25 protein-coding genes and 1 pseudogene are annotated in these 25,237 nt (G+C 66.4%); 11 read left to right on the top strand and 15 right to left on the bottom strand.

Translation table 11 applies throughout. The annotated features are described in order from the left end of the window. Positions 1-133 precede the first annotated feature (133 nt). Genes parE through pgi form a run of 3 tightly spaced genes read right to left on the bottom strand, consistent with a single transcriptional unit; the run spans position 134 to position 4,415 of the window. Entirely contained in the window at positions 134-2,014 is a 1,881-nt protein-coding gene (gene parE / locus CK498_RS11430; RefSeq protein WP_095620992.1) for a DNA topoisomerase IV subunit B, read from the bottom strand. Positions 2,015-2,026: 12 nt separating this feature from the next. Next, positions 2,027-2,683, bottom strand: coding sequence for a YqiA/YcfP family alpha/beta fold hydrolase (locus CK498_RS11435; RefSeq protein WP_095620993.1), 657 nt, complete (start codon positions 2,681-2,683; stop codon positions 2,027-2,029). Between the two features lie 28 nt (positions 2,684-2,711). Continuing rightward, the gene (pgi, locus tag CK498_RS11440) at positions 2,712-4,415 is read right to left on the bottom strand and encodes a glucose-6-phosphate isomerase (RefSeq protein WP_095620994.1); all 1,704 of its coding nucleotides are present in this window, start codon (positions 4,413-4,415) and stop codon (positions 2,712-2,714) included. Between the two features lie 105 nt (positions 4,416-4,520). Here pgi and cmoA point away from each other — a divergent pair, with 105 nt between their 5' ends. Genes cmoA through cmoB form a run of 3 tightly spaced genes read left to right on the top strand, consistent with a single transcriptional unit; the run spans position 4,521 to position 7,701 of the window. Then, positions 4,521-5,261: a carboxy-S-adenosyl-L-methionine synthase CmoA gene (gene cmoA, locus CK498_RS11445; protein WP_095620995.1), complete on the top strand. Its 741-nt coding sequence runs from the start codon at positions 4,521-4,523 to the stop codon at positions 5,259-5,261. 24 nt (positions 5,262-5,285) lie between these two features. Then, on the top strand, positions 5,286-6,689 hold the full coding sequence (locus tag CK498_RS11450) for a phospholipase D-like domain-containing protein (protein ID WP_095620996.1): 1,404 nt from the start codon (positions 5,286-5,288) through the stop codon (positions 6,687-6,689). Between the two features lie 25 nt (positions 6,690-6,714). Beyond that, on the top strand, positions 6,715-7,701 hold the full coding sequence (gene cmoB, locus CK498_RS11455) for a tRNA 5-methoxyuridine(34)/uridine 5-oxyacetic acid(34) synthase CmoB (RefSeq protein ID WP_095620997.1): 987 nt from the start codon (positions 6,715-6,717) through the stop codon (positions 7,699-7,701). 35 nt (positions 7,702-7,736) lie between these two features. On the opposite strand, the gene CK498_RS11460 is transcribed toward cmoB, so the two are convergent. From CK498_RS11460 to CK498_RS11475, 4 genes are all read right to left on the bottom strand, one after another. Next, entirely contained in the window at positions 7,737-8,498 is a 762-nt protein-coding gene (locus CK498_RS11460) for an ABC transporter ATP-binding protein (protein WP_095620998.1), read from the bottom strand. Beyond that, entirely contained in the window at positions 8,495-9,553 is a 1,059-nt protein-coding gene (locus tag CK498_RS11465) for a FecCD family ABC transporter permease (RefSeq protein WP_217987754.1), read from the bottom strand. The genes CK498_RS11460 and CK498_RS11465 overlap by 4 nt, the downstream gene beginning before the upstream one ends. After that, entirely contained in the window at positions 9,550-10,569 is a 1,020-nt protein-coding gene (locus CK498_RS11470; RefSeq protein ID WP_095620999.1) for an ABC transporter substrate-binding protein, read from the bottom strand. Before CK498_RS11470 ends, CK498_RS11465 begins: the two co-directional genes overlap by 4 nt. A 268-nt stretch (positions 10,570-10,837) precedes the next feature. Then, on the bottom strand, positions 10,838-11,512 hold the full coding sequence (locus CK498_RS11475) for a zinc metallopeptidase (protein WP_095621000.1): 675 nt from the start codon (positions 11,510-11,512) through the stop codon (positions 10,838-10,840). A 180-nt stretch (positions 11,513-11,692) separates the two neighbouring features. Here CK498_RS11475 and hemP point away from each other — a divergent pair, with 180 nt between their 5' ends. From hemP to CK498_RS11505, 7 genes and pseudogenes are all read left to right on the top strand, one after another. Continuing rightward, entirely contained in the window at positions 11,693-11,818 is a 126-nt protein-coding gene (gene hemP, locus CK498_RS11480; RefSeq protein ID WP_217987755.1) for a hemin uptake protein HemP, read from the top strand. A gap of 90 nt (positions 11,819-11,908) precedes the next feature. Further along, on the top strand, positions 11,909-13,888 hold the full coding sequence (locus CK498_RS11485) for a TonB-dependent receptor domain-containing protein (RefSeq protein WP_095621002.1): 1,980 nt from the start codon (positions 11,909-11,911) through the stop codon (positions 13,886-13,888). A 16-nt stretch (positions 13,889-13,904) separates the two neighbouring features. Further along, positions 13,905-14,945: a ChuX/HutX family heme-like substrate-binding protein gene (locus tag CK498_RS11490; RefSeq protein WP_324615524.1), complete on the top strand. Its 1,041-nt coding sequence runs from the start codon at positions 13,905-13,907 to the stop codon at positions 14,943-14,945. After that, positions 14,942-15,808: a heme/hemin ABC transporter substrate-binding protein gene (locus CK498_RS11495; RefSeq protein WP_095621004.1), complete on the top strand. Its 867-nt coding sequence runs from the start codon at positions 14,942-14,944 to the stop codon at positions 15,806-15,808. Before CK498_RS11490 ends, CK498_RS11495 begins: the two co-directional genes overlap by 4 nt. A gap of 110 nt (positions 15,809-15,918) precedes the next feature. Then, positions 15,919-16,450 (top strand): annotated as a pseudogene (locus CK498_RS26535) (FecCD family ABC transporter permease); the annotation flags it as partial. An 84-nt stretch (positions 16,451-16,534) separates the two neighbouring features. After that, positions 16,535-16,675, top strand: coding sequence for an iron chelate uptake ABC transporter family permease subunit (locus CK498_RS26540; protein WP_229359064.1), 141 nt, complete (start codon positions 16,535-16,537; stop codon positions 16,673-16,675). 9 nt (positions 16,676-16,684) lie between these two features. Continuing rightward, positions 16,685-17,443 carry an ATP-binding cassette domain-containing protein gene (locus CK498_RS11505; protein ID WP_095621005.1) on the top strand — a complete coding sequence of 253 codons (759 nt, stop codon included), beginning with the start codon at positions 16,685-16,687 and terminating at the stop codon, positions 17,441-17,443. Here CK498_RS11505 and CK498_RS11510 read toward each other — a convergent pair. The 7 genes from CK498_RS11510 to CK498_RS11540 all read right to left on the bottom strand — a co-directional run bounded on the left by CK498_RS11510 (position 17,438) and on the right by CK498_RS11540 (position 23,906). Then, on the bottom strand, positions 17,438-18,481 hold the full coding sequence (locus tag CK498_RS11510) for an App1 family protein (RefSeq protein ID WP_095621312.1): 1,044 nt from the start codon (positions 18,479-18,481) through the stop codon (positions 17,438-17,440). The two genes, CK498_RS11505 and CK498_RS11510, sit on opposite strands and share 6 nt — an antisense overlap. A 165-nt stretch (positions 18,482-18,646) precedes the next feature. Further along, positions 18,647-20,092 (bottom strand): sulfate adenylyltransferase subunit CysN, encoded by a 1,446-nt coding sequence (gene cysN, locus CK498_RS11515; protein WP_095621006.1) that lies wholly within the window; start codon positions 20,090-20,092, stop codon positions 18,647-18,649. A 125-nt stretch (positions 20,093-20,217) separates the two neighbouring features. Further along, positions 20,218-21,129 (bottom strand): sulfate adenylyltransferase subunit CysD, encoded by a 912-nt coding sequence (gene cysD / locus CK498_RS11520; protein ID WP_095621007.1) that lies wholly within the window; start codon positions 21,127-21,129, stop codon positions 20,218-20,220. A 170-nt stretch (positions 21,130-21,299) separates the two neighbouring features. Next, positions 21,300-22,049 (bottom strand): phosphodiesterase, encoded by a 750-nt coding sequence (locus CK498_RS11525; protein ID WP_324615525.1) that lies wholly within the window; start codon positions 22,047-22,049, stop codon positions 21,300-21,302. A gap of 23 nt (positions 22,050-22,072) precedes the next feature. Beyond that, positions 22,073-22,519, bottom strand: coding sequence for a DUF1249 domain-containing protein (locus CK498_RS11530; RefSeq protein WP_095621008.1), 447 nt, complete (start codon positions 22,517-22,519; stop codon positions 22,073-22,075). Between the two features lie 4 nt (positions 22,520-22,523). Next, complete coding sequence (locus CK498_RS11535) at positions 22,524-23,186, bottom strand: NUDIX domain-containing protein (RefSeq protein ID WP_095621009.1); 663 nt, start codon at positions 23,184-23,186, stop codon at positions 22,524-22,526. A gap of 78 nt (positions 23,187-23,264) precedes the next feature. Further along, positions 23,265-23,906: a TRAP transporter TatT component family protein gene (locus CK498_RS11540; protein WP_095621010.1), complete on the bottom strand. Its 642-nt coding sequence runs from the start codon at positions 23,904-23,906 to the stop codon at positions 23,265-23,267. A 186-nt stretch (positions 23,907-24,092) separates the two neighbouring features. On the opposite strand from CK498_RS11540, the gene greB reads away from it, so the two are divergent. After that, positions 24,093-24,635, top strand: coding sequence for a transcription elongation factor GreB (greB, locus tag CK498_RS11545; RefSeq protein WP_095621011.1), 543 nt, complete (start codon positions 24,093-24,095; stop codon positions 24,633-24,635). 187 nt (positions 24,636-24,822) lie between these two features. On the opposite strand, the gene CK498_RS11550 is transcribed toward greB, so the two are convergent. Further along, positions 24,823-25,215, bottom strand: a complete 393-nt coding sequence (locus CK498_RS11550) for a hypothetical protein (RefSeq protein WP_095621012.1) — start codon at positions 25,213-25,215, stop codon at positions 24,823-24,825. Between the last annotated feature and the right edge of the window lie 22 nt (positions 25,216-25,237).

Genomic DNA, 25,237 nt, shown 5'->3' on the forward strand with positions numbered 1-25,237 from the left:
CCATCCATGGCGCAGAACCTCCTCTTTGAGCTGTCCCCGGTGCCGCTAGCCTCGGTATCTTCCAGCTTACGGCTCCCAGCAAAGTCGGGACAGATTACCCTTTGAGCTGCCCCCGGCGCCGCTAAGTTTGGCGCTACACCTCGATATCGGCCAAGTTGCCGTAGTCTTCCAGCCAGTTCTTACGGTCGCCGGCACGCTTCTTGGCCAGCAGCATGTCCATCATCTCCATGGTGCCATCGCCAACCTCGCGGGTGAGCTGCACCAGGCGCCGGGTATCGCGGGCCATGGTGGTCTCGCGCAGCTGCAGCGGGCTCATCTCGCCGAGGCCCTTGAAGCGCTGCACGTTGGGCGTACCGCGCTTGCCCTCGAGACGCTTGAGGGTGGCGGTCTTCTCGCTCTCGTCGAGGGCGTAGAAGACCTCCTTGCCGAGGTCGATGCGGTACAGCGGCGGCATGGCGACGAACACATGGCCGGCATCCACCAGCGCCGGGAAGTGGCGCACGAACAGCGCACACAGCAGGGTGGCGATGTGCAGCCCGTCGGAGTCGGCGTCGGCGAGGATGCAGATCTTGTGGTAGCGCAGCTTGGAAAGATCCTCGCTGACCGGATCGATGCCGATGGCCACGGCAATGTCGTGGACTTCCTGGGAGCCGTAGATGTCGTGGGACTCGACCTCCCAGGTGTTGAGGATCTTGCCGCGCAGCGGCAGGATCGCCTGGGTCTCGCGGTCGCGGGCCTGCTTGGCGCTGCCGCCAGCGGAGTCGCCCTCGACCAGAAACAGCTCACTGGCCACCGGGTCCTGGCCGGAGCAGTCGGCCAGCTTGCCGGGCAGCGCCGGGCCTGAGGTGACCTTCTTGCGCGCCACCTTCTTGGCGCTCTTCTGGCGGCGCTGGGCGGCGCTGATCACCAGCTCGGCCAGCGCTTCGGCCTGGTCGACGTGGTGGTTGAGCCATAGCGAGAAGGCGTCCTTGACCACCCCGGCGACGAATGCCGCCACGGTGCGCGACGACAGCCGCTCCTTGGTCTGGCCGGCGAACTGCGGGTCGAGCATCTTGACCGAGAGCACGTAGGAGACCCGCTCCCAGAGGTCGTCGGCGGTCAGCTTGACACCGCGCGGCAGCAGGCTGCGGTAGTCGCAGAACTCGCGCAGCGCCTCGAGCAGCCCCGAACGCAGGCCGTTGACGTGGGTGCCACCGAGCGGCGTGGGGATCAGGTTGACGTAGCTCTCGGTGAGCGGCTCACCGCCCTCGGGCAGCCATTGTATGGCCCAGTCGACGCCCTGTTCGTCATCGCTGTAGTGGCCAACGAAGGGCGAGCTCGGCAGCACCTCATAGCCATCGGTGGCCTGGGCCAGGTAGTCACGCAGGCCGTCCTCGTACTGCCATTCGCTTTCGCTGCCGTCGGCCTCGACCAGGGTAACCTTGAGCCCCGGGCAGAGCACTGCCTTGGCGCGCAGCAGGTGCTGCAAGCGCGGCAGCGACAGCTTGGGACTATCGAAATAGCTCACATCGGGCCAGAAGCGCACCAGGGTGCCGGTAAGGCGCTTGGCACAGCTGCCGACCACCTCGAGTTCGGCGACCTTGTCGCCATGCTCGAAGGCCATGAAGTGACGATTGCCGTCGCGCATCACCTCGACCTCGAGGCGTGTCGACAGCGCATTGACCACCGATACCCCGACCCCATGCAGCCCCCCGGAGAAGCGGTAGCTGGACGCTGAGAACTTCCCGCCGGAATGCAGCTTGGTGAGGATCAGTTCGATACCGGTGACGCCGTACTCCGGGTGCACGTCGATGGGCATGCCACGGCCGTCGTCGCTGACCTCGATGCCGCCATCGTCGAGCAGCCGCACGCGGATCTCGCGGGCGTGTTCGGCAAGCGCCTCGTCGACGCTGTTGTCGATGACTTCCTGGGCCAGGTGATTGGGCCGGCTGGTATCGGTATACATGCCGGGGCGCTTGCGCACCGGTTCGAGGCCAGAGAGTACCTCGATCGAACTTGCACTGTATTGCGTCATGCGTCGTCCAGGCTATGGGTGAAAGTCGTCGTCCAGGCGTGGTCGCGCCATGCCCCCGGGTGCCAGGCGGTGGCCCCCGTGGGCGAACAGCGCCGGCAAAAATTCGCCCAGGGCGCTGAAGCCGTGATCGCCCCCCGGCTGCAGGATCATCGCTGCACCGCGGTAGGCGGCGGCCGCATCGCGTGGATCCAGGGTCTCGTCGGCCGTGCCCAGCAGCACCAGGTAGCGGCGCGGATCGAGCCGTGCCGGGGTCAGCTCGGCCAGCTCGTCGCGATGCGCGCCTTCGATGGTAAAGCGCTCGCCGGTGTACTCATTGACGAAGGCCTCGCCCAGCCAGCCCTCGACCAGCCCAGCCGGGCGCACCGCGGGATTGATCACCACCGCACGCAGGTCATGCCGCTCGGCCAGGCAGCTGGCCAGGAAACCGCCCATCGAACTGCCCACCAGCAGCGGCTGCGAGCCAAGCGTCGCGAGCTGCGACTCGGCCAGCGCCAAGGCCTGGTTGGGGCGATGCGGCAGCTGCGGCGTGGCACAGGGCAGCGGCCCGGCGTCGAGCGCATCACAGCCACTCGCCACCAGTCTCGCCTTGGGCGAGCCGCTGCCGCTGTTAAAGCCGTGCAGGTAGAGTACGCCTGTCGCCGCCGGTATGGCAGCGGCAGTCGTCAGCATAGCGCAACTCCTGTACAAATCAACAGCATCATGATTCCGCCTTGCGCTCCGCCGCCCACAGCGCCTCGATCAGCCCGCGGCTGGAGTCGTCCATGCGCTCGAGGCCCACATGGCTCGACAGGATCTGCTCGGTCTCGCCGGCGATCTGCTTGCCGAGTTCCACACCCCACTGGTCGAAGGGATTGATACCCCAGATCGTCGCCTGGACGAAGACCTTATGCTCATAGAGGGCGATCAGCGCCCCCAGCGTCGCCGGCGACAGCCGCTCGAGCAGCAGGGTGGTCGACGGCTGGTTGCCGCGGTAACGCTTGTGGCTAGGTCGCGGGCCGTCCTCGTCGATGGCGTCGTCGCCCAGCATCAGCAGCCGCGACTGGGCGAAGCAGTTGGCCAGGGTCAGGCGGTGCTGAGCCTTGAGGTGGGCTCGGGTGGCGTCGTCCTCGACCCGATCGTAGCGGCGCATCGGTGCGATGAAGTCGCACTCCACCGGCTGGGTCCCCTGGTGCAACAGCTGGTAGAAGGCGTGCTGGGCGTTGGGCCCCAGCTGGCCCCACAGCACCGGGCAGGTGGAATAGGGCGTGACCTGGCCGTCGTTGGTTACCGACTTGCCGTTGGACTCCATCTCCAGCTGCTCGAGATAGGCGGCGAAGTACTCCAGGCGGCCGTCGTAGGGCAGGATCGAGTGGGCGCGGATATCCAGGAAATTGACGTTCCAGATTCCCGCCAACCCCAGCAACACCGGCAGGTTGTCCTCCAGCGGCGCCTCACGGAAATGCCGATCCATGGCGTGGGCGCCATCCAGCAGTGCGCGGAAATTGTCCATGCCCACCACCAGCGCGATGGGCAGGCCGATCGCCCCCCACAGCGAGTAGCGTCCGCCGACCCACTCCCAGAACTCCAGCTGGTTGGCCGCGGCGATGCCCCATTCGCTCATCTTGTCGGGGCTCGCCGAGACGCCGATGAAGTGCTGGCGCATCACCAGCGCGCGGTCGATCTCGGCCGCCGCGCCGTTGCCGGCGTCACTGCGGCTGCATACCAGCCGGGCGTAGAGCCAGTCGCGGGCAGTGCGCGCGTTGGACAGCGTATCGATGGTGGTAAACGACTTGGACGACAGCACGAACAGCGTGGTCTCGGGGTTGAGCCGCGACAGATAGTCGGCCAACTGGGAGCCGTCCATGGTCGAGGCGAAGTGCACCTGCACCTCGTGCACGCCCTCGGGGTGGTAGTCGGCCAGCGCGTGGGTGACCATCAGCGGCCCCAGATCGGAGCCACCCACGCCGAGATTGACCACATCGCTGATCGCCTTGCCGGTGGCGCCACGCCACTGGCCGGCATGCAGCTTGTCGACCATGCGCTGCATCTGCGCCAGGGTGGCGTGCACCGCCGGCACCAGGTCTTCGCCTTCGACCTCGAGTCGCGCACTCTCCGGCAGGCGCAGTGCGGTGTGCAGCGCCGGGCGATCCTCGGAGCGGTTGACGCGCTCGCCGTCGAGCAGCCGGGTAATCGCTTGGGGCACCTCAGCCTCGCGGGCCAGCGCCAGCAGCAGCGCAAAGGTCTCGTCGCTCCAGCGCTGCTTGGAAAGATCCAGCATCAGCCCCGCGGCCTCGCGACTGAAGCGCGCAAAGCGCCCTTGAGTGGCAAACAGCTCGCGCAGATGCACGTCTCGCATCTGGCCGGCGTGGCGCTCCAGCGCCTGCCAGGCGCCGCTCTGATCGATGCGATCTTCCTGATTCATCGTCTCTCTCCCTGATCGGTGCCGCGCACGGCGCCGTGGATTCGTGCAGCCTGGCGTCGCGGCGCGTAAAATGCTCGAACCTTGGTCCGGACCCGCAGCAACGCCATGAGTGATGCATCTTACCGTGACGCCATCTTTTCGACACCCCTGGATCGGCTGGCGCGCTTCTCCTTCGATGAACGGGTGGTAGCCTGCTTTCCCGACATGATCCGCCGCTCGGTGCCGGGCTACGGCCAGATCCTCGGCATGCTGGGCGTGATCGCCGAGCGCCACCTGCGCCACGGCGCCCACGTCTACGACCTGGGCTGCTCGCTGGGCGCAGTGGGTTTGGCCCTGGCCGGCCGTCTGCCCCCCGAAGCCTTCAGCCTGACCGGCGTCGACCTGTCGCCGGCCATGGTGGCCCGTGCCCGGGAGACGTTTGCCAGCGAGTCTCCCGAGCACTGCATCGAGGTCGTCGAGGGCGATATCCGCCACCTCGACTACCGGCCGTCAGGCATGGTGGTGCTCAACTTCACCTTGCAGTTCCTGCCCCCCACCGACCGCGATGCGGTGATCGCAGCACTATACTCGGCCCTCGAGCCCGGCGGCGTGCTGGTGCTATCCGAGAAGATCGTCGCCGAGGACGAGCAGGACAACGCCTGGCTGGTGGAGCGCTATCACGACTTCAAGCGCGCCAACGGCTACAGCGACCTGGAGATCAGCCAGAAGCGCAATGCGCTGGAGAACGTGCTGGTGCCCGACACGCTGGCGGCCCATCAGGCACGCCTGGCGCGTGCCGGCTTCGCGCGCAGCCAGGTGTGGTTCCAGTATCTCAATTTCGCCTCGCTGATCGCCTTCAAGCCGTGAGGAGCTGGCCATGAGAGGGATGCCATGAGCGCCTGGGCCTGGCTGGGCGCTGTCGCGCTGACGTTCTATCTGGCCACGGCCTGGTGGCACTCGCGCAAGCCGCTGCCCCCCGGCCTCGGCGTCGAGGCGCCATGGCGTGAACCGATCGCCCCACAGCTACTGCTCGACGAGACCTTTGTCGACGCCGACGGCCAGCGCCACTGCCGCCAGCAGATCTTCGACGAGATATTTCGCCTGATCGGCCAGGCCGAGACGCTGGTGGTGCTGGATATCTTCCAGTTCAACGACCCCGCCGATGACTGCCGCGACTGCCATCGGCGGGTATCGGTGGCGCTACGCGATGCCCTGCTGGCACGCAAGCGCCAGCGCCCCGAGGTCGAGATGGTGGTCATCACCGACCCCATCAACAGCGTCTACGGCGGGCGCGAGCTGAGTCACCACCGCCAGCTCGAAGCGGCCGGCATCCGCGTGGCGACGACCGACCTGACCATCGGCCGCGATCCCAACCCGAGTTGGACCGCGCTATGGCGACTCTGCTTGCGCTGGCTGCCCAACCCGCTGGGGCCCGGCAAGGTCGGCCTGCGCAGCTACCTGACGCTACTCAACCTCAACGCCAACCACCGCAAGACGCTGGTGGTCGATGAGGGCGAGCACTGGACCGCCGTGGTCAGCTCGGCCAACGCCGACGACGACAGCAGCGACTACCGTGACGTGGCGCTGCGCGTCTCCGGCGACGTGGCCCTCGATCTGCTCGCCTCAGAGCGCGAGATCGCCGCGCGCAGCGGCGTCACCATCGACCACGCCCAGCCGAGAGTCGCCGACACCAACGCAAGCGGCCGTAACCCGCGCCTACGGCTGCTCAGCGAAGGCGCCATCAAGCGCGCCCTGCTGGCGATCATCAGTGACGCCCGTGCCGGCGAGCGGCTCGATATCGAGGTGCTCTACCTCTCCCACCGCGGCGTGATCGCTGCGCTGGCCAGGGCCGTGGCGCGGGGTGTTGGGGTACGCGTACTGCTCGACCCCAACCACCACGCTTTTGGCGTCTCGGGCAGCGGCATTCCCAATCGCCAGGCGGCCAGCGACCTACTGGCCGCCGGCATCCAGCTGCGCTGGAGCGACACCCACGGCGAGCAGGCCCATAGCAAAGTGCTGCTGCGCCACGCCGACGAGCGCCCCGCCCACCTGCTACTGGGCTCGGCCAACTACACCCGGCGCAGCCTCGACGACCTCAACTTCGAGGCCGATCTCGAACTGGTCGCCAATGCCGACGATCCGATAATCGCAGCGGCCCGCGACGCCTTCGAACGCCACTGGCACAACACCGCCGCCGAGCACTACAGTCTCGGCGTCGAGGCATACCTCGACGCCTCACGGCGCCGCTACTGGCAGTATCGGCTGATGGAAGCCAGTGGCTGGTGCACCTTCTAGTCACGCGCAAGACAGCGAGAACCCCATGCCCCACCCCCACCGCGAGCTCTACCACGCCTTCGTCGACCAGGGCCTGGATACCTGGCTGGCGCGCCTGCCCGAGCAGCTGGCGCGCGGCCTCGACCGCCAGCGCTACGGCGACCTGCCGGCCTGGGACAAGGCCGTCGCCAAGCTGCCGGTACTGCCCGAGGCGCGCGAGGTGACGCTGGATGCCGATACCGTCAGCGTCGAGCTCGCTCTCAGCGACAGCCAGCGCCGCCAGTGCGAGAACCTGCTGCGCAAGCTGATGCCGTGGCGCAAGGGCCCCTATCGGCTGGGCGGCATTCACATCGATACCGAGTGGCGCTCGGACTGGAAATGGCAGCGCCTCGCCCCACACCTCGCCGACCTCCGCGGGCGCCGCGTGCTCGATGTCGGCGGCGGCAGCGGCTATCACGCCTGGCGCATGGCCGGCGCCGGCGCTGATTTCGTGCTGGTGATCGACCCCTCGCCGCGCTTCTTCTACCAGTTCCAGGCGGTGCGTCACTTCGTCGGCGACGCCGACGGCGGGCGCACCCACTTCCTGCCGGTAGGCATCGAGGAGGTACCTGAGAGGCTGGCGTTCTTCGATACGCTGTTTTCGATGGGCGTGCTCTACCATCGCCCCGCACCGCTGGAGCATCTAGAGCAGTTGAAGGAGGCCCTGCGCCCCGGCGGCGAGCTGGTGCTGGAGACCCTGGTGGTGGAGGGCGACGCAACCACCGTGCTGCTGCCCGGCGAGCGCTACGCGGCGATGCCCAACGTCTACTTCTTGCCCTCTTCGGCGGCGCTGTGCCAGTGGCTCGAGCGCTGCGGCTTCAGCAACGTACGCGTGGTCGACGAAGCCGTCACCACCCTCGACGAGCAGCGCTCAACCGACTGGATGACCTTCCAGTCGCTGGCCGACTTCCTCGACCCCGACGACCCGACCCGCACCCGTGAGGGCTATCCTGCGCCGCGACGCGCAGTGGTAATCGCCAACCGGCCGGGCTAGGCGTGTCACCGCGGGCTCACTCGCCGAGGGACGCCCTAGCGCTGGAAGTGAATATGCGGCCGCGCATGGTGGGGCGAGGTCTCCACATGGGCATCCACCGAGAAGACATCACGCAACAGGCGCTGGGTCAGCACCTCTTCAGGAGCACCGGAGGCCACGATCCGACCTGCCTGCATGACAAGCAGTCGATCACAATACATAGCGGCGTGGTTGAGGTCATGGAGCGCAATGATGCTGGTCATCGGCAGGCTGGAGACTAGCCGCAGTAGGTTGATCTGGTGCTGCACATCGAGATGGTTGGTCGGCTCATCGAGAATCAACTCTCTAGGGGATTGAGCCAGGGCCCGTGCCACATGGGTACGCTGTTTCTCCCCACCAGATAGGCTATGCCAGGCATCATCACGCTTTGCGCTCATCCCGGTACGCTCGAGAGCCTCGTTGACCGACCTATCGTCCTCGCGCGTCCAGCCCGATAGCATCGAACGGTGCGGGAAGCGGCCAAGCTTGACCACATCGATCACCTTGAGGCTGGCATTGGTCGTGGCGTGCTGTTCGATAAAGGCGACTCGCTGGGCAATGGCCCGGCGGCGAAAGGTCGAGAGTTCTTGCCCATCCAGCATGACCTGTCCGGCATGCGGTCGCTTCAGCCCGGCCAGCAGCCGTAGCAGCGAGGTTTTGCCACAGCCATTGGGGCCCAGCACCCCCAGTAGCTTACCCGGTTCGGCTTCGAAGGAGACACCATCGATCACCCTCTTGGTGCCGATTTTCCAGAATAGATTGTCGGCCTTGATACTCATGATGCGCGCTGTAACCGATAAAGAATGACAGAGAAGAACGGAACACCCACCAGCGCCGTGACCACGCCGATTGGCAGGGATTGCTGCGGAATCAGCACGCGAGAGGCAATATCTGCTACCACCATGAAGATCGCCCCCACGATGGCACAGGCAGGCAGCAGGACGGCGTGGCGTGGGCCGACCACGAAACGCGCCGCGTGGGGAACCACCAGGCCAACGAAGCCAATGGTGCCGACCATGCTGACGATGGTGGCGGTTATGACGGCCGTCAGCGCAAACAGGACGATCCGCGTTTGACCGACATTGACCCCCAAAGAAGCCGCGGCTTCGTCACCAAAGGCGAACGCATCCAGTACCCGTGCGTAGCACAGGCACGCCACCAGCCCCAACCCAACCACGACCGAGACCAGGAAAAAATCAGGCCAGCGCACGCCACCGAAGCTGCCGAGCAGCCAGAACATCACGTCGCGCGCCTGCTGCGCATTGCCGGCAGTGGTGACGAAATAGGAGGTCACCGCGTTGAACAGCTGCGATGCCGCGACACCGGCCAATATCGTGCGGTCGGCCCCGCCGCGAGCACCGTTCGAGAGAAGCGCCACGAACAGGAAGGCGGCAAAGGCTCCCATGAACGCTCCCATCGACAGCGACACCGCGCCAGCGCCCAGCCCCAGCATGACGATCAGTACGGCGCCGGTCGATGCCCCGGCGGAGATGCCCAGCACATAGGGCTCTGCCAGCGGATTGCGCAGCATCGATTGCATGATGGCGCCAGCCAGTGCCAGTCCAGCACCGCAGAAGGCAGCCACCAATGCCCGGCTCAAGCGGTAATCCCAGACGATGGCTTCGTGGATACGATTGAGTTCGAACGACGTCCAACCCAGCTTGTTGGTGATCACCGCATAGGTGGTGGACAGCGGGATCGGCATATCGCCGATCCCGACGCTAATGCCTACCACCAGCCCAATCGCCACCAACGAGCCGAGCAGCAGCCCTGCCACCCACACTAGGCGTGGCAGGCGCTCAGCCGCTTGCGGCATGTCGATTGTGGCGCTCATCTCAGACCAAGCACCTTCAGCTGTTCTGCCACCTCTTCGGCACCAAAGATCGTCCTCACCGTCGGATCCATGGCATGGCCGTCCATGACAACGATCGCCCCGTTCTTGACCGCTTTCATTTCGCGGGTCGCGGGATCCGAGTTGAGAAACTCGATCTTGGCGTCTGAGTTGTCCAAATCCCAACGGTTACGGTCGACGCGGGCTACCACGATGACATCTGGGTCAGCCGCGATGATGCTTTCCCATCCAAGTGCTGGCCATTCAGCGTCAGAGTCAATGGCATTGGTGCCGCCCAACACGTCGGCGATAAAGCCGGACGCGCCGTTCTTACCGCCAAGATAAGCATCCGCAGACGGCGACGGGCTGGAGAACCAGAAGACAAAGGAGAGCGGCTCGTCACCTTCGGGAGTCGCTGCCCGCAGTGCGGCTTCACGCTGCTCAAGATCCTCGATCAGTGCCTGCCCCCTATCGTTGACGTCGAAGATCTGAGCGATCTCATCGATCTCTTGATATAGGCCGTCCATGCTCCAGAGTTGGTCGCGACTGCCGTAGCCGAACTTATCCTTGGCCGCCCCCTCAGCAACGCAGGTGTTGGGGGACAAGTAGGTCGCCACCCCCACGCTGTCGAAGTCCTCCCGTGTCGCCACTCTGCTGGATGGGCCTATCAGGCTAGGCAGAGCAGCCGTCACGAGATCCGGCTCTTTTGCCAGAATAGACTCGAAAGTAGGAAACTCGACTGTTAATACCTCCACCTTGGCATTGGCCTCAGCCAACTGCGGCAAGACTTGGTTCGGCCAGAAGGCGGTGCCCACCATCTGGTCTTCGAGGCCGAGCAGCAGCATGATCTCCGCACTGGCCTGACCTATGCCGACAGCCCGTTCGGGCGCCTTGTCGAAGGTGACGTCTACCCCGCAGTTGTTCAGCGTCAATGGGTATTGCGTGTCGCTCGCAAAGGCGGGGCTAATCGCCAGCCCCAGCACGGCGAAGATCCCCGTAAAGGTAACAAGACGTTTCATCTAGCATCCATCTTTATGTCGTTGAGGTCTCTGGCTATGCGGCTGCCAGGTATAGAATTGCACAGCACCTCAGCGTTCGGTTGTCTCCACCAGGCACGCCACGCTCAGGACTAGCCAGCAAGACAAAAGAGACTGATACGCATTTGCGTGCGAGCGCAATATAATCCCAAATCCTTCGCTACGCAATATGCTGCCACCACCCAACCGAACGGCCTCCCTTGCCGTGCGGCGGCCATCGGTACCGGAGTAGCGAAAGGTGGAAAACGACTCAGCGGCGCAGAATCACCAGCCATCTGCCCAGATTGAGGATGCTGGCCAATGAGGCCGCGACGTAGGTGAAGGCGCAGGCGGTCAGCACGTGGCGAGCGGCAGGCATGTCGTAAGGCGGGATATACTGCTTGAGTAGCGGCAGCGCGCGCTGGAAGCTGGCGTCGAACTCCACCGGCAAGGTGATCAGGTGCACCAGCGCCGCGGTGCCGAAACTGATCAGCGCCGCCAGCACCACGATCAGCATGCCGCCGGGCAGGCGGGTGAGGATGAACAGGAAAGGTGCGGCCATCATCAGTACCGCACCGAGTTTCTCGGCCTGCTGGGCCACGCCCACCAGCCGTGTGCGCGCCAGCAGTGGCGTATAGCCGCGGGCGTGCTGGATGGCATGCCCCACCTCATGGGCGGCCACCGTCACCGCGGTCAGCGAGCGCCCCTCATAGTGTTCCGGCGACAGCCGCACCCGCCGCGCGGCAGGGTCGTAGTGATCGCCATACTCGGTGACCTCCACCTCCACTCCCTCGATGCCCAGCCGATCGAGCAGATGCCTGGCCAGCTCACCGCCACTGCCGGGATAATCGCTGCGCTGCCGGGCGTGGCGATTCAGCACCCATTTGGCCCAGTAGTTGGGCAGGATGAACACAGCCGCCACCAGTACCAGTGCAATGATCAGCATAGCGCTATTACTCCTCTGTCCTCGATCGACACTCGAGGCTCGGCGGCCCCAGGCTTGACGCGCGCCACAAAACAAACAATAATTATTCGCGTTTAAAAGACAGCCACATACCGGGCCATGCTCATGACCTCACCGCCACCACACTCGCCAACCTCGGACGCCGACCCCAGGCGCAGCGCTATGCGTCAGGGTCGCATCGCCAGCGAGCAACTGCTCGACACACGCGGCGTGCTGATCATCGAGCATCGCGGCCGCGAGTACCAGCTGCGCGAGACGCGCAACGGCAAACTGATTCTGACCTCGTAATTCGACCATACAACCGATACTGCCAGCCAGGTAGCTACTCGCCACCCAGCCAGCCGCCTCTCCTGATACACGCAAGGGAACCTCAGGAACATGAAGCGAACACTGAGCTGCAGCGGCGCCCTGGCGCTACTCTGTTTGTCACCAATGGCCAGCAGCGTTGCCAACGCAACCGGCCAGGACGAGCTGGCCCCGCTGGTGGTCACCGGCACCCGCACGCCCACCGACACCTTTCGTGCACCGCTGATCATCGACACCCTCGATCGCCACGACCCAACGCTGTCGACCGCCATGCGTCTCGAGGATGCGCTGGGCAGCCAACCCGGGCTGAGCGTCGCCGGACAGGGGCGACGCAACGGCCAGACCATCGGCATGCGCGGCTTCGACCGCAACGGCGTGCTGGTGCGTCTCGACGGCATACGCCAGGACATCGATACCGGCCACCTGGGTAATGTCTTCGTAGACCCGGGGCTGCTGCGCGAGGTTCAGATCGCCCGCGGCGCCCTCTCCAGCCTGTATGGCAGCAATGCCATGGGTGGCGTCATCAGTCTCGACACGGTAGGCGCCGACGACTTGCTGCGTGCGGGGGAAACCCGCGGCGGGCGGCTGTCACTGCGCGGCGCTACGGCAAGCGACGAGCTGGGTGCCAGCCTAAGTCTGTTCGGCAAGGCCAATACGGCCCACGGCCCGGTCGACGGTCTGCTGGCCCTGGGGCGCAGCGAATCCGGCGACATTCGCCGGGCCGGCGGCCACACCGCGCCGGATGATGCCAACCTCAACAGCCTGCTGGCCAAGGGCAGCTGGCAGCTGGCTGACCACCATCGGCTGTTCGCCCAGTGGCAGAACTACCGCGAGGATGCGCGTCAGCCCGGCAACCCCCAGTCCCTCGAACCCAGCGACGGCAGTCTGCGCGACCGCACGACGACCAGCGACAACCTGCAACTCGGCCATCGCTGGAGCCCGGCGGCGGCGACCCAGCTCGACAGCCGCCTCAGCCTGAGTCGACAGAACATCGACGAGCCTGACGCCCAGCGCACCCAGCAGCGCCTGGGCGTGCAGAGCGACGGCTACCACCGCCTCGAGCACGGCTGGCTGAGCCAGACCCTGGCCTTTGGCGCCGAAGCCACCACCGCCACCCAGCGCCCGGGCAAGCAGGCCAGCGGCTTCCCGCGGGCCGATATCGATACCGCGGCACTCTATGTCGACGACAGCCTGACAGTGGGCCGCTATCTCGACGACGGCGGTGCCGGACGCTTCGAGCTGGGCCTCGGCGCCCGCTACGACCACTATCGCGCCGAAGATGCCGAAGGGCGCGACAGCGATGAGGGCCGCCTTTCGCCGCGCCTGCGCCTGAGCTGGTCGCCCAGCGACACCCTGATGTTCTACAGCGGCTACGCCGAGGCCTTCCGCGCGCCGACACTCTCCGAGCTCTACGCTGACCAGCGTCACTTCGCCGGCTTCTGTGAGGGGCCGTTCTTCTGCGTCCCCGATAACTACTGGGTGCCCAACCCCGACCTCGGCCCCGAGACCAGCAAGACCTGGGAGAGCGGGCTCGCCTGGCGCGTCGGCGACTGGGGACTGCGCGCCAGCTACTTCGACACCCGAGCCGATGACTTCATCGATACCGAGGTCGACATCATGGCCGGCACCACCCGCGCCACCAACGTCAACCGCGCCCACCTGTGGGGGTTCGATGCGCGCCTGCAGTACCGCCCCGACGGCCTGCCCTTCGACGCCTTCGTCGCCCTCGCCGAGGTCAGCGGCCACGACCGCGACAGCGGTGAGGCGCTGGGCACGCTCACGCCGCTGGAGGCACTGGCCGGCGTCGACTACCAGCTCGCCGATGGCGACCTGACGCTGGGCTGGCGCGGCCGCTTTGCCCGCGCCTACGACAAGGGCGACGAGCCGCAGCCCGGCTACGGCCTCCACGACCTGCAGTTGGCCTGGCAGTTCACGCCCGCCGTATCGACCTCGCTCAGCCTGCGCAACGTCGCCGACAAGACCTGGTACCGCCCCGACGGCAACCTCGGCGACGGGCGCAGCCTGCTCGCCAACCTGAGCCTGCAATGGTGAACCACAGGAGATGCCCATGAACACGCAACAGCACGCCATTCTCGAGGCCTTCGATGCCGCCCGCGCCGCTTCGCCACGGCTGCCGGCGATCAGCATCGCCGAGCGCCTGGCGATCAGCGAGGGCGAGCTGCAGGCGGCCCGGATAGGGCGCGATGTCACCACCATTACCCTGGCACCGGCGGACCTCGCCGCCGAACTCTGCCGGCTCGGTCTGGTCAAGGCGCTGACCCGCTCTAGCGCCGCGGTGCTCGAGCAGCAGGGCTACTATCCACCGCTCACCAGCGCCGGCCTGCTGCTGGCCCCGGGTGGGCTCGACATGCGCCTGCACCTGCAGCGCTGGCACTGGGCCTGCCTGGTTCGCGACAGCCTGACCGATGCCAATGGCAGCACGTCACTGCGCCACAGCCTGCAGGTCTTCGACGGCCACGGCCGGGCACTGCACAAGGCCTTTTCGCTGAAAACCACGCCACCTGCTGCCTGGCAGCGGCTGGCGGCAAGCGGCAACGACAGCGAGCCGGTCTTCACCCGCCTGGCGCTGCCGGCACCGCGCCCCCTGCCCCAGGCTCCAGGGCTCGAGGAGGACTGGGCGCGCCTGCGCGATGTCCACCAGTTCTTCGCCCTGCTGCGCCGCCATGGCCTGCAGCGCCACGAAGCCAATACCCTGATGGAGGGACGCTTCACCCGGCGCCTGACCCCAGACAGCGTGGCGCAGGTACTCGAGAGCGCCGCCGAGAGCGCCCTGCCAGTGATGCTGTTCGTCGCCAATCCCGGCGGCGTGCAGATCCGCAGCGGCAGCATTCCTCAGCCCCAACGCCGGGGCGGCTGGCTCAACCTATTCGGCGACGACTTCACCCTCCACCTCGATGATGCACGCATCGCCCAGGTATGGCAGGTGCACAAGCCCAACCGCGATGGCGGTGTCACCAGCCTTGAAGCCTTCTCCAGCGACGGCGAGCTACTGCTGCAACTCTACGCCGAGCGCAGCGAAGGCAATGCCGAACGGCCGGCATGGCGCACGTTGCTGGCCCGCCAGGCCGATCTGGAGGTGGCCGCATGAGAGTCCTCCTGCTGGTGCTGCTGATCGGCTGGTCGCTGGGCACCCAGGCCCAGAGCCCGCGCACGGTGGTGATCGGTGGCGACGTCGCCGAAATCATCGCTGCCCTGGACGCCGAGGAGAGCCTGGTAGGACGCGACGACACCAGCCAGTACCCGCCGCATCTGAGCGCACTGCCATCGGTGGGCTACCTGCGCCAGCTCGCCGCCGAGGGGGTATTGTCGCTGCGCCCCGAGCGGCTGGTGGTGAGCGCCCAGGCTAGGCCGCGCGAGACGCTTCGCCAGCTCGAGGCCAGCGGTGTCGAGGTGATCACCATCAGCGCCGAGCAGCGCCTCGAGGAGATACCGCAAAAGGTGACCCGCATCGGCGAGAGCCTGGGCCGCGAGGCCGCCGCCGAGGCGCTCAATCGGTCGCTCGCCGCGCAACTGGCCGAGGTGGCAGAGCTGCCGCGTCTCGACCAGGGGCCGGCGATGTTTCTGCTTAGCCACACCGGCACCTCGCCGATGGCCGCCGGGCACGGTACCGCAGCCGATAGCGCCCTGCGCGCCGCCGGCATCGACAACGCCTTCGCCGCGATGCCGGGCTACAAGGTGGTCAGCGCCGAGGGCCTGATCGCCGAGGCGCCCAGCAGCGTGATCGTCACCCACACGGGCCTCGACGCCCTGGGCGGCAGCGAAGCACTCTGGCGCCTGCCCGGCCTGGCCATGACACCGGCCGGCACCTCACGCCGGCTGGTGGTGTGCGACGACCAGGCACTACTCGGCTTCGGACCGCGTACGCCAGAGGCCATCCTGGCCCTGCATCGCGCGCTCGCCTCCCAGCACTCCACCGATGACGACGCACTGTGCCGAGCCCACGCCTCATGAGTCACAGCCTGCGTCTCCCCCTGCCTCGCCGCACAGGACGGCCAGCGACGGCCAGGCGCACCCTCGGTCTGCTGGGGCTGGCCGTCGCTATCGCCCTGCTGGCGAGTGCCATGAGCGGGCAGATCGGCCTCTCGCCGCGGGTGCTGCTGGGTACCTGGCCAACACCGCTGGAGTGGCAGATCTGGTGGCAGCTGCGACTGCCTCGGCTGCTGCTCGCCGCCCTGGTCGGCGCCATGCTGGCGGGCAGCGGCGCGGCGATGCAGGGGATGTTCCGCAACCCGCTGGCCGATCCGACGCTACTGGGCCTGGCCAGCGGTGCCGGCCTCGCCGTGGCGATCTGGATCGTGCTGTTCGACGCCGCCGGCCCCTGGGGACTCTACGGCCAGTTCGTCGCCGGTTTTCTCGGCGCGCTCGGCGTCTGCGTGCTGGTATTCGCACTGGGTGAGCGCCAGCGCGGCGACAACATGCTGTTTACCCTGCTGCTGGCCGGATTGGCCATCAACACCCTGGCCGGTGCGCTGGGCGGGGTGCTGGCCTTCGTCGCCAGCGACGAGCAGCTGCGCCAGCTCAGCCTGTGGGGCATGGGTAGCCTATCCCACGCGCTGTGGAGCGCGGCGTTGGGCGCGCTACTGGGGATCCCCCCAGCGCTGCTGTGGCTGCTGCGCAGCGCACGAGACCTCGACCTGCTGCAGCTCGGCGAGCTCACCGCCCACGCCGCCGGCCTCGATGCTGGGCGGTGCGCTGCTGCTGATCGTCGCCGATGCCCTGGCCCGCAGCCTGGCCAGCCCCGCCGAGATTCCGGTCGGCTTGCTGACCAGCCTGCTCGGTGGCCCCTACTTTCTGTGGTTACTACTCAAGCGCTCCTGAGGTACCAGCATGCTCGAACTTCGTTGCGCCGGCTTTACCTCCGTGCCTCGACTGACGCCTTTCAGCGACCGCCTGGAAGCCGGTGAGCTGCTGGCCATCGTCGGCCCCAACGGCGCCGGCAAGAGCACCCTGCTGAGCCTGCTTTCCGGATTTCGTCGTGCCGAGCGCGGCTGCGTGCGTCTCGACGGCCGGCCGCTGGCCGACTGGTCGCCCGCCAGGCTGGCGCGGCGCCGCGCGCTGGTGGCACAGGGTATCTCGCTGGGCTTCGACTGGCCGTTGCAGGATCTGGTCGCACTCGGCAGCGATGCCGACCCAGGCGCCGTACAGCGCGCCCTGGCAGCCCTTGACCTGCTGCCACTCGCCGAGCGCGGCGTGCTGTCGCTCTCCGGCGGCGAGCGCCAGCGGGCGATGATCGCCCGGGCGCTCTGCCAGTTGGGGAGCCTCGAGCCAACGACCCAGGACGCTGGAGTGCTACTGCTCGACGAGCCCACCAGCGCCCTCGACATAGGCCAGCAGCAGCGCCTGATGCGACTGCTAAGAGGCCTCGCCGAGACCCGCCATATGGCGATCTGCTGTGTGCTTCACGACCTCAACCTGGCCGCACGTTTCGCCCACCGCGTCTGGCTGCTGCAGCATGGCGAGCGCATTGCCAGCGGAACGCCCGGCGAGGTACTGCGCGCCCGGCGGCTGGAAGCGATATTCGATGCCCAGCTCGACCAGCTCCACAGCACGCATTTCACCACACCGGTACTGGCGCTGCGCCTATAGCGCAGCGTCGCGGGAGGCTTCACGCACTGCCACCAGGTCGGCCTGGGAGATCAGGCCATGCTGGTGGGCGTGGACGGCGATGGTGGCGCTGTCGGCGGCCAGCACCAGCTGGCAGTCGCTGTCGGCGATCTCGTCACGCAGCCGCTGGATGGCCCGCTCGCGGTCGGGTTTGCGGTCGACGCGACGGATATAGATCGCCTTCACCCGGCCGGGGTACTGCTTGACGATGCGCGTATAGACTTCGGGGTCGTGCTGGCCACTGTCGCCGATCAGCACGCAGGGCATGTCCTCCATCAGCGTTAGCATGCGGGTAATCAGGTCGTGCTTGTGGTCCTCGGCGCGGCGCGGCCAGGGCCGCCGCCAGCTGATGCCCCACTCGCGCAGGAACAGGATCGGCCCCACCGGAATGCGATTGAGCTGAAAGAACGCCTCGAGCATCTCGTAGATGCACCAGGGGCCACGCGACACGTAGAGGATGGGCCGCTTGGCGCCGCCGCCGGCGCCGCGATGGAGTGCCTGATAGAGGCTGGCCACGCCGGGGAAGGCGGTACGCCGCTCGGCCTGCTGAACGAACAGCCGATGCAGCATGCGCAGCTTGTCGGCCACGCCGGTATACATCACGGTGTCGTCGATATCGCTGATCACCAGCAGGTCGGTATCCGGCGGCGGGATATAGACGCCGGTGCGGCAGTGGACCTGCTCACCGGCGTGGCTGACGCTAAGGTCGGCCACGTGCCACGACAGGCCCTGGGGCAGTGGCGACTTGAGCGGTAGATGAACATCGAAGTAACCATCGCGGTCGGTGGTCACCGTCAAGCGATTGGCGCCCAGTCTGATCTCCACTTCGGCGCCGGCCATGCCACGCCGCTCGATGCGGCGCACGATATCGGCGACGTCACGCAGCATGCCGTGGTGGGGAATCATCCGGCTCAGCGCCGACTGGCGAAACACCCGCCCCATCAGGAAGGCCTCGCGCTGCGAGCCGTAACCACGATAGGGATGCACCACTACCCCGCCACGACCGCGGTCGCGTTTCATCGGCTTGGCGAGGAGATGCAGCAGGCGGCGCACGACGTGTGGCGATGGTGACTGGCTCAGGAGACCTCCTTATCCCAGTACGCAGGACTCCGCCAGGCAGCCCAGCTGCCCGGCGGAGAGACGTCGCACCAGTGTGCGGCAACCAGTGCCGAGGTCAAGCGCCGATCAGCGGCCCAGCAGGTCGCGCACGTCCTTGGCTTCCCAGTGTGGGAAATGCTTGCGGATCAGTGCATTCAACTCAACCTCGAAGGCCGGCCAGTCGACTTGGCCGGCTCCTTGCGCCCCGCCCTCAACGGCGCCGCGGATCATTCCCGCACCGACGGTGACATTGTTCAGGCGGTCGATGACGATAAAGCTGCCGGTCCCCGGGCTGTTACGGTAGTCGTCCACCGGTACCGCGCTGGTCAGCTCCAGCTGGCAGCGCGCAATCGCGTTGAGCTCGAGCCGCTCGGCGGCGCGGTGCTCGAGGGTGTTGACGTCGATCTGGTAGTCGATGGAACTCACCGAACCTGACAGGTCGCGGGTCGCCAGCTTGAGATCATAGAGCTTGCCCGGAGCAAGGGCGTCTTCGTGCATCCACACGATATCCGCCTCGAAGGCGTTGGAGCGCGGCACCTCGGCGTCCTCGGCAACGATCCAGTCGCCGCGGGAGATATCGATTTCGTCTGCCAGAGTCACGGTGATCGCCTGGCCGGGATAGGCCGCCTCGAGATCGCCATCGAAGGTGACGATACGCTCGACCGCGCTGACCTTGCCCGAAGGCAGCGCCTTGACCCGCTGCCCGGGGCGCAGGATGCCGGCGGCCAGGGTGCCGCAGTAGCCGCGGAAGTCGAGGTTGGGGCGATTGACGTACTGCACCGGGAAGCGCAGATCGCTGAGGTTCTGGTCGTGGGTGATCTCGACGCTTTCCAGCAGCTCGAGCATGGCCGGCCCCGCGTTGCCACTTGCATCGCGGTACCAGGGCATGCGCTCGCTGCGGTTGACGACGTTGTCGCCCTCCAGCGCCGACATCGGCACGAAGCGAATGTCCGGCGCCTTCAGATTGGTGGCGAAGGCGCGATAGTCGGCGACGATCTCATTGAAGCGCGCCTCGGAGAACTCGACCAGGTCCATCTTGTTGACCGCGATCACCAGGTGCTGGATGCCCAGCAGGTCGGCGATGAAGCTGTGCCGGCGGGTCTGGGTCTGCACGCCGTAGCGGGCGTCGATCAGGATCACCGCCAGACTCGCCGTGGAGGCGCCGGTGGCCATGTTGCGGGTGTACTGCTCATGGCCCGGGGTGTCGGCGATGATGAACTTGCGCTTATCGGTGGAGAAGAAGCGGTAGGCGACATCGATGGTGATGCCCTGCTCGCGCTCCGACTGCAGGCCATCGACCAGCAGCGCCAGATCCACGGCGTCACCGGTGGTGCCGCTGGTCTTGGAGGCCTGGGTGATCGCCGCCAGCTGGTCCTCGTAGATCATCTTGGAGTCGTGAAGCAGCCGCCCGATCAGGGTCGACTTGCCGTCGTCGACGCTGCCGCAGGTGATAAAGCGCAGCAGGTCCTTGTTCTCGTGTTCCTTGAGGTAGGACTCGATGTCGTCGGCGATCAAGGGCGAAGAGTGAGACATAATCAATCCTGAAGAAATGGATATAGGTAAGGTGATTCGAGCGGACTATCGCGGCTGAAGCCGCTCCCACAACACCGGGTTATTTGCCCTGTAGGAGCGACGTCAGTCGCGATCAGCGGTGTCTACTAGAAGTACCCCTCACGCTTCTTCTTCTCCATGGAGCCGGCCTGGTCGTGGTCGATGGCCCGGCCGCTGCGTTCGCTGGTCTTGGTCAGCAGCATCTCCTGGATGATCTCGGGCAGGGTCGCGGCATGCGACTCCACCGCGCCGGTGAGCGGGTAGCAGCCCAGGGTGCGGAAGCGCACCCACTTCTCCTCGGGTACCTCGCCTTCCTCCAGCGGCAGGCGCTCGTCGTCGACCATGACCTGCATGCCGTCGCGCTCGACGATCGGCCGCGGCGCGGCGTAGTAGAGCGGCACGATGGGGATCTGCTCAAGGTAGATGTACTGCCAGATGTCCAGCTCGGTCCAGTTGGAGAGCGGGAAGACGCGGATCGATTCGCCCTTGTTGACCTTGGCGTTGTAGATGCTCCACAGCTCGGGACGCTGGTTCTTGGGGTCCCAGCGGTGGTACTTGTCGCGGAACGAGTAGACCCGCTCCTTGGCGCGGCTGGCCTCCTCGTCGCGGCGCGCGCCGCCGAAGGCGGCATCGAAGCCGTGCTCGGTGAGCGCCTGCTTGAGCGCCTGGGTCTTCATCACGTCGGTGTACTTGGCGCTGCCGTGGTCGAAGGGGTTGATGTTGGCCGCGCGCCCCTCCTCGTTGGTATGCACGATCAGCTCCATGCCCGCCTCCGCCGCCATGCGGTTGCGGAAGGCGATCATCTCCTTGAACTTCCAGGTGGTGTCGATATGCATCAAGGGAAACGGCGGCGTGCCCGGGTAGAAGGCCTTGCGCGCCAGGTGCAGCATCACCGAGGAGTCCTTGCCGATGGAGTACATCATCACCGGGTTGCGGAACTCGGCGGCCACCTCACGGATGATGTGGATCGATTCCGCCTCGAGCTGCTTGAGGTGGGTTTGACGTTCAGGGGACAGCATCGACTGGCAACCTCTTGGACCGGGGCGCCGCACGATGGCGACACCGAAGAAACAGCGTGCCGCTGAGGCGGCAGGATGCGGCTAGGGTACCGAGGGGTCGATCATAACGTCAAAGAATTAAGAAATATCTTTTTATCGCCAAATGGAATAACGCATGGAGGAATATAAGCTCAGAGCGTCACCCGCTCCACCCAGGTCGACAGGCCGTCGTGGGCGAGCTCGACGACACGATAGCCGGGCCGTGAGGCCTGATCGATGCTGAACGTCTCGGCACCGGGCAGGAACTGATCGGCCGTCGCCGGCGCACCGTAGACCGCCACCTCGCCGGCGTTCTCCAGCAGTTCATGACGCCCAGCAAAGGCCTGATGGATATGCCCGCAGAGGACCGCGCGAAGATGGGCATGGGGCGTCACCGCCGTCCAGAAGGCGTCACGGTCGTGCAGGCCGATGGCGTCCATCCAATCGGCCCCCACCGCCAGCGGCGGATGGTGCATCGCAATCAGGGTCGGCCGGGAATCTGCGGCCAGTTGCTCGTCCAACCACTGGCAGCAGGCCTCGCCTATCTCGCCGTGGGGCTCCCCCACTACCTGGGTATTCAGCAGCAGCAGCCGCCAGTCGCCGAGATCGACCTGGTCGTGGAGCGCCCGGGCATCGGCCATGTCCGCCAGGTGGTCATGGTTGCCGGGCAGCCAGTACCACGGGCAGTCGAGTTCGGCGAACACCTCCAGCGCGTGGCGATAGGACGCCGGCGTGCCGTCCTGACTGACATCGCCGCTGACCAACACGACATCGGGCCGCCGGCGCCGCGCGTGCTCTACCACCGCCTGCAGTTGGCGTAGCGGGAAGCCGGCACGGGAGGGCGCCAGCGGGTCGGCGAGGAGATGGCAATCGGTGATCTGGATCAGCCGCATCCGCAGCATTCCTTACTCTTGTAGTGGGTGGCTCAGCGGGCGATAGGCAGGTCGAGGGAGTGCCCGTGGGCCAGGCCATGCTCCAGCCATTCGCCGAGGAAGCGGTTGAGCTGCAGCTTCTCGTCGGGCTGATGCATGCGCGCATTGGGGTAGCGATAGCGGCCGCGGAAGTGGCGCTGGCGCTGAAAATCGGTCACTTCGGCCATGCGCACGTCGTGGTAGAGATGCACCTGCATGCGCGGCGGATCGATGAAGGCATCCAGTACCCCGCTCTGGGAGACGCGCAGGATAGTCGTATAGGGCGCACATTCGAGCACCTCGAGCCACAGCGAACCGAAGCGCGTATCGCGTCCGCGCAGGGCGATCTCGCGCACCTCGCCGGCGTCGAGTTCGCCCAGCAGCCGGGTCAGGCGCAGGTAGTTGGCTGTGCACTCCCCTTGCAGGGTCTTGAGATCGGTGACGTAGGCGGCTCTGGCCACAGGCTTACCTCCTTGCACGCAGTGAGGCCCGCTCGCGCGACAGCCAGTGGAAGGCAATCAGGCACATGGCATTGTCGAGTCGGCCGGCCTCGAGGAGTTCCCAGGCCTTGAGAAACGGCAGCACATGAACCTGGATATCCTCATGCTCCTCGTCCAGGCCGTGGACGCCGCCCACCCCGCGGCTGTCGACCAGCCCGCAGTAGAGCGTTACCCGCTCGCTGCAGGCGCCGGGGCTGGGGTAGTAGGTGTGCAGCTCGATCAGCTCGTCGATCTCGCAGCCAGCCTCCTCGATGGCCTCGCGCCGCGCCACTTCGGCAGGGTCCTCGCCGGTCTCGATCAGGCCGGCCACCGGCTCCAGCTTCCAGGGGCTCAGCGGATCGTCCAGCGCGCCGGCACGAATCTGCTCGACCAGTACCACCGTATCGCAACCAGGGTCGTAGAGCAGCACCCCCACCGCGTCGCGACGCACGTGAACCTCGCGAACGACCGCGTCGCTCCAGCCACCCTGAAACAGGCGATGGCGCAGGGTGCGCCGCTCCAGGCGGAAGAAGCCCTGGAACAGGCACTCGTCTTGCTGGCGCTCGACGTCCGCGGCAGCGAAACGCGGCGTGGCGACGCTTACGCGATCGGCGGCGCCATCGTGAGGCGCTGTGGGCGAATCTGACATCGTGCCTCCGGCTCGAGTGAATGAGCCATTATCACGACCTCGCCCCCCGCTGCCAACCGCCCGTGGCGCTGGCGCTTGTCAAGTCAGCCGCGACAGCAGCGTCCTGGCCTCGACTCTGAGCGCCTCGTCGGAGGCCTCGCGGTCGGCCCGCGCCTCGCCCTCGACGGCCCGCTGGGCGTGTTCGCGGGCCTCGTCGAGGCGTCCCTCCTCGTGCAGGAAAGCGGCATAGTAGAAGTTCACATCGATGCCGTCGGGGCGAATCTCCAGCGCACGCTGGAACATCTGCTCGGCGGTATTGCTGTTACCGAAGCCCAGCGGCCGCCCCGGCGCGCGATCGTAGAGCGCGCCCAGGGTCACGTAGGCCGAGCCGTTACCGCCCTGGGGGTCGAGCTCCACCGCCCGCTCCAGCGCATCGCGAGCGCTGCGCGCACTGCCCAGCGCGCCGAGCCCACTGCGCTCGCGGGCGTAGGAGGCCAGGATGATGCCCTGCCACACCAGCACCTCGGCCTGGTTGGCATGACGCCCGGCCAGCGCCTCGGCCTGGTCAGCAAGCCGCGACAGCGCGTCGCGGCGCTCGCTGCCACGCAGCTCGGTGGTGGCACTCTCCCACTCGCTCTTGAGCGACTCGACCTCGCTCTGATAGGCCAGCAGTGGCCCGCTCGACAGGGCCATCAGGCCCGCCAGCGCGGCAGCGGCCCACCACGGGGAACGACGGATCATGGCGAATACTCCTTGCACGTTGTTATTGAACTGGGTCACCCAAATAATGTAACGAACGTTTGAATTAACGCCTAGGCAGACTTCCGTCGCATATCCGCCTGACTGCCCAGCCTTCAAGGACTGCCGACGACTTGGCCACTTGGGCCGGCTTGCGTATGGTAGCGACAAGCCGCAGGAGGAGAGCCGATGAAAGGCCGCAACATGACCCGCTGGCGCGATCCCGCCAAGGATCCGCGCCAGGAACCCAAGAGCAACCTGATCACCGCCGAGGGCTTCGCCCGGCTGAAGGGCATCCATGAGCACCTGTCGCGGGTCAAGCGGCCGCAGCTCTCGACCAAGGTCGGCGAGGCGGCGGCACTCGGCGACCGCAGCGAGAACGCCGACTACACCTACAACAAGAAGGAGCTCAACCGCGTCATTGCGCGCATCCGCTACCTCGGCAAGCGCCTCGATGAGCTGCAGGTAGTCGATCGGCTGCCCGCCGATACCGGTCGGGTCTACTTCGGCGCCTTCGTTACCCTCGAGGACGAAGAGGGCGAGGAGCTTGGTATCCGCATCGTCGGCCACGACGAGACCGACACCGGCAAGCACTGGATCAGCGTCGATGCCCCGCTGGCCAAGGCACTGCTCGGCAAGGCGCTGGACGACGAGGTCACGGTAGCCGCGCCGGGCGGCGAGACGACCTATATCATCACCGATATCGCTTACCGCGACCCGAGCGCAAAATAGCCGCGTATCAGGTTTTGTACGAAAAGTCGGCGAGCGATGGCCAGGGCTAGGCCCGTTCCCGACGGGCCAACGCACTCCCCACATCCATGTGGGTCACAAAGCAAAAATCGACGAAAACGGACCGGACTCGCGCACGAGCCGATTTTTAACGCCGTATGGGCGAGCGCAGACAGTTTTCGTACAGAACCTAGGGTTTGGCCATCAGGTCTCCACGCCAGGCCCGCCAGAAGGTCACGCCCTGCAGCACCGCGAACAGCGCCTCGAACAGCGCCGGCAGCCATAGAAGGCCGGTGGCGAACAGGAAGAACAGTGCGAAAAGGCCACGAAACAGGATCGACAGCAGCGCCACCAGTCGATTGTGCAGCGGTGCCAGGGCGGCCGGCAGGTAGAGCAGTCCAACCACGATCATGGCCAGGCCGGCGTAGCGTACCCAGGTCAGCGGGTACGGCAGGTCGGCGCCCATCACGCCCAGCAGGCTGACCGGCCAGAGCCACAGCCACAGGCCCAGCAGCACATTGAGGGCGATCCCCACCGTCATCACCCGCCGATAGGTCGCGAACACATCGTTTGAGGTCTGCATATCAGTGCTCCCGGGCCGGTTG

The sequence above is a fragment of the Halomonas salipaludis genome (assembly GCF_002286975.1).
GTDB lineage: Bacteria > Pseudomonadota > Gammaproteobacteria > Pseudomonadales > Halomonadaceae > Franzmannia > Franzmannia salipaludis.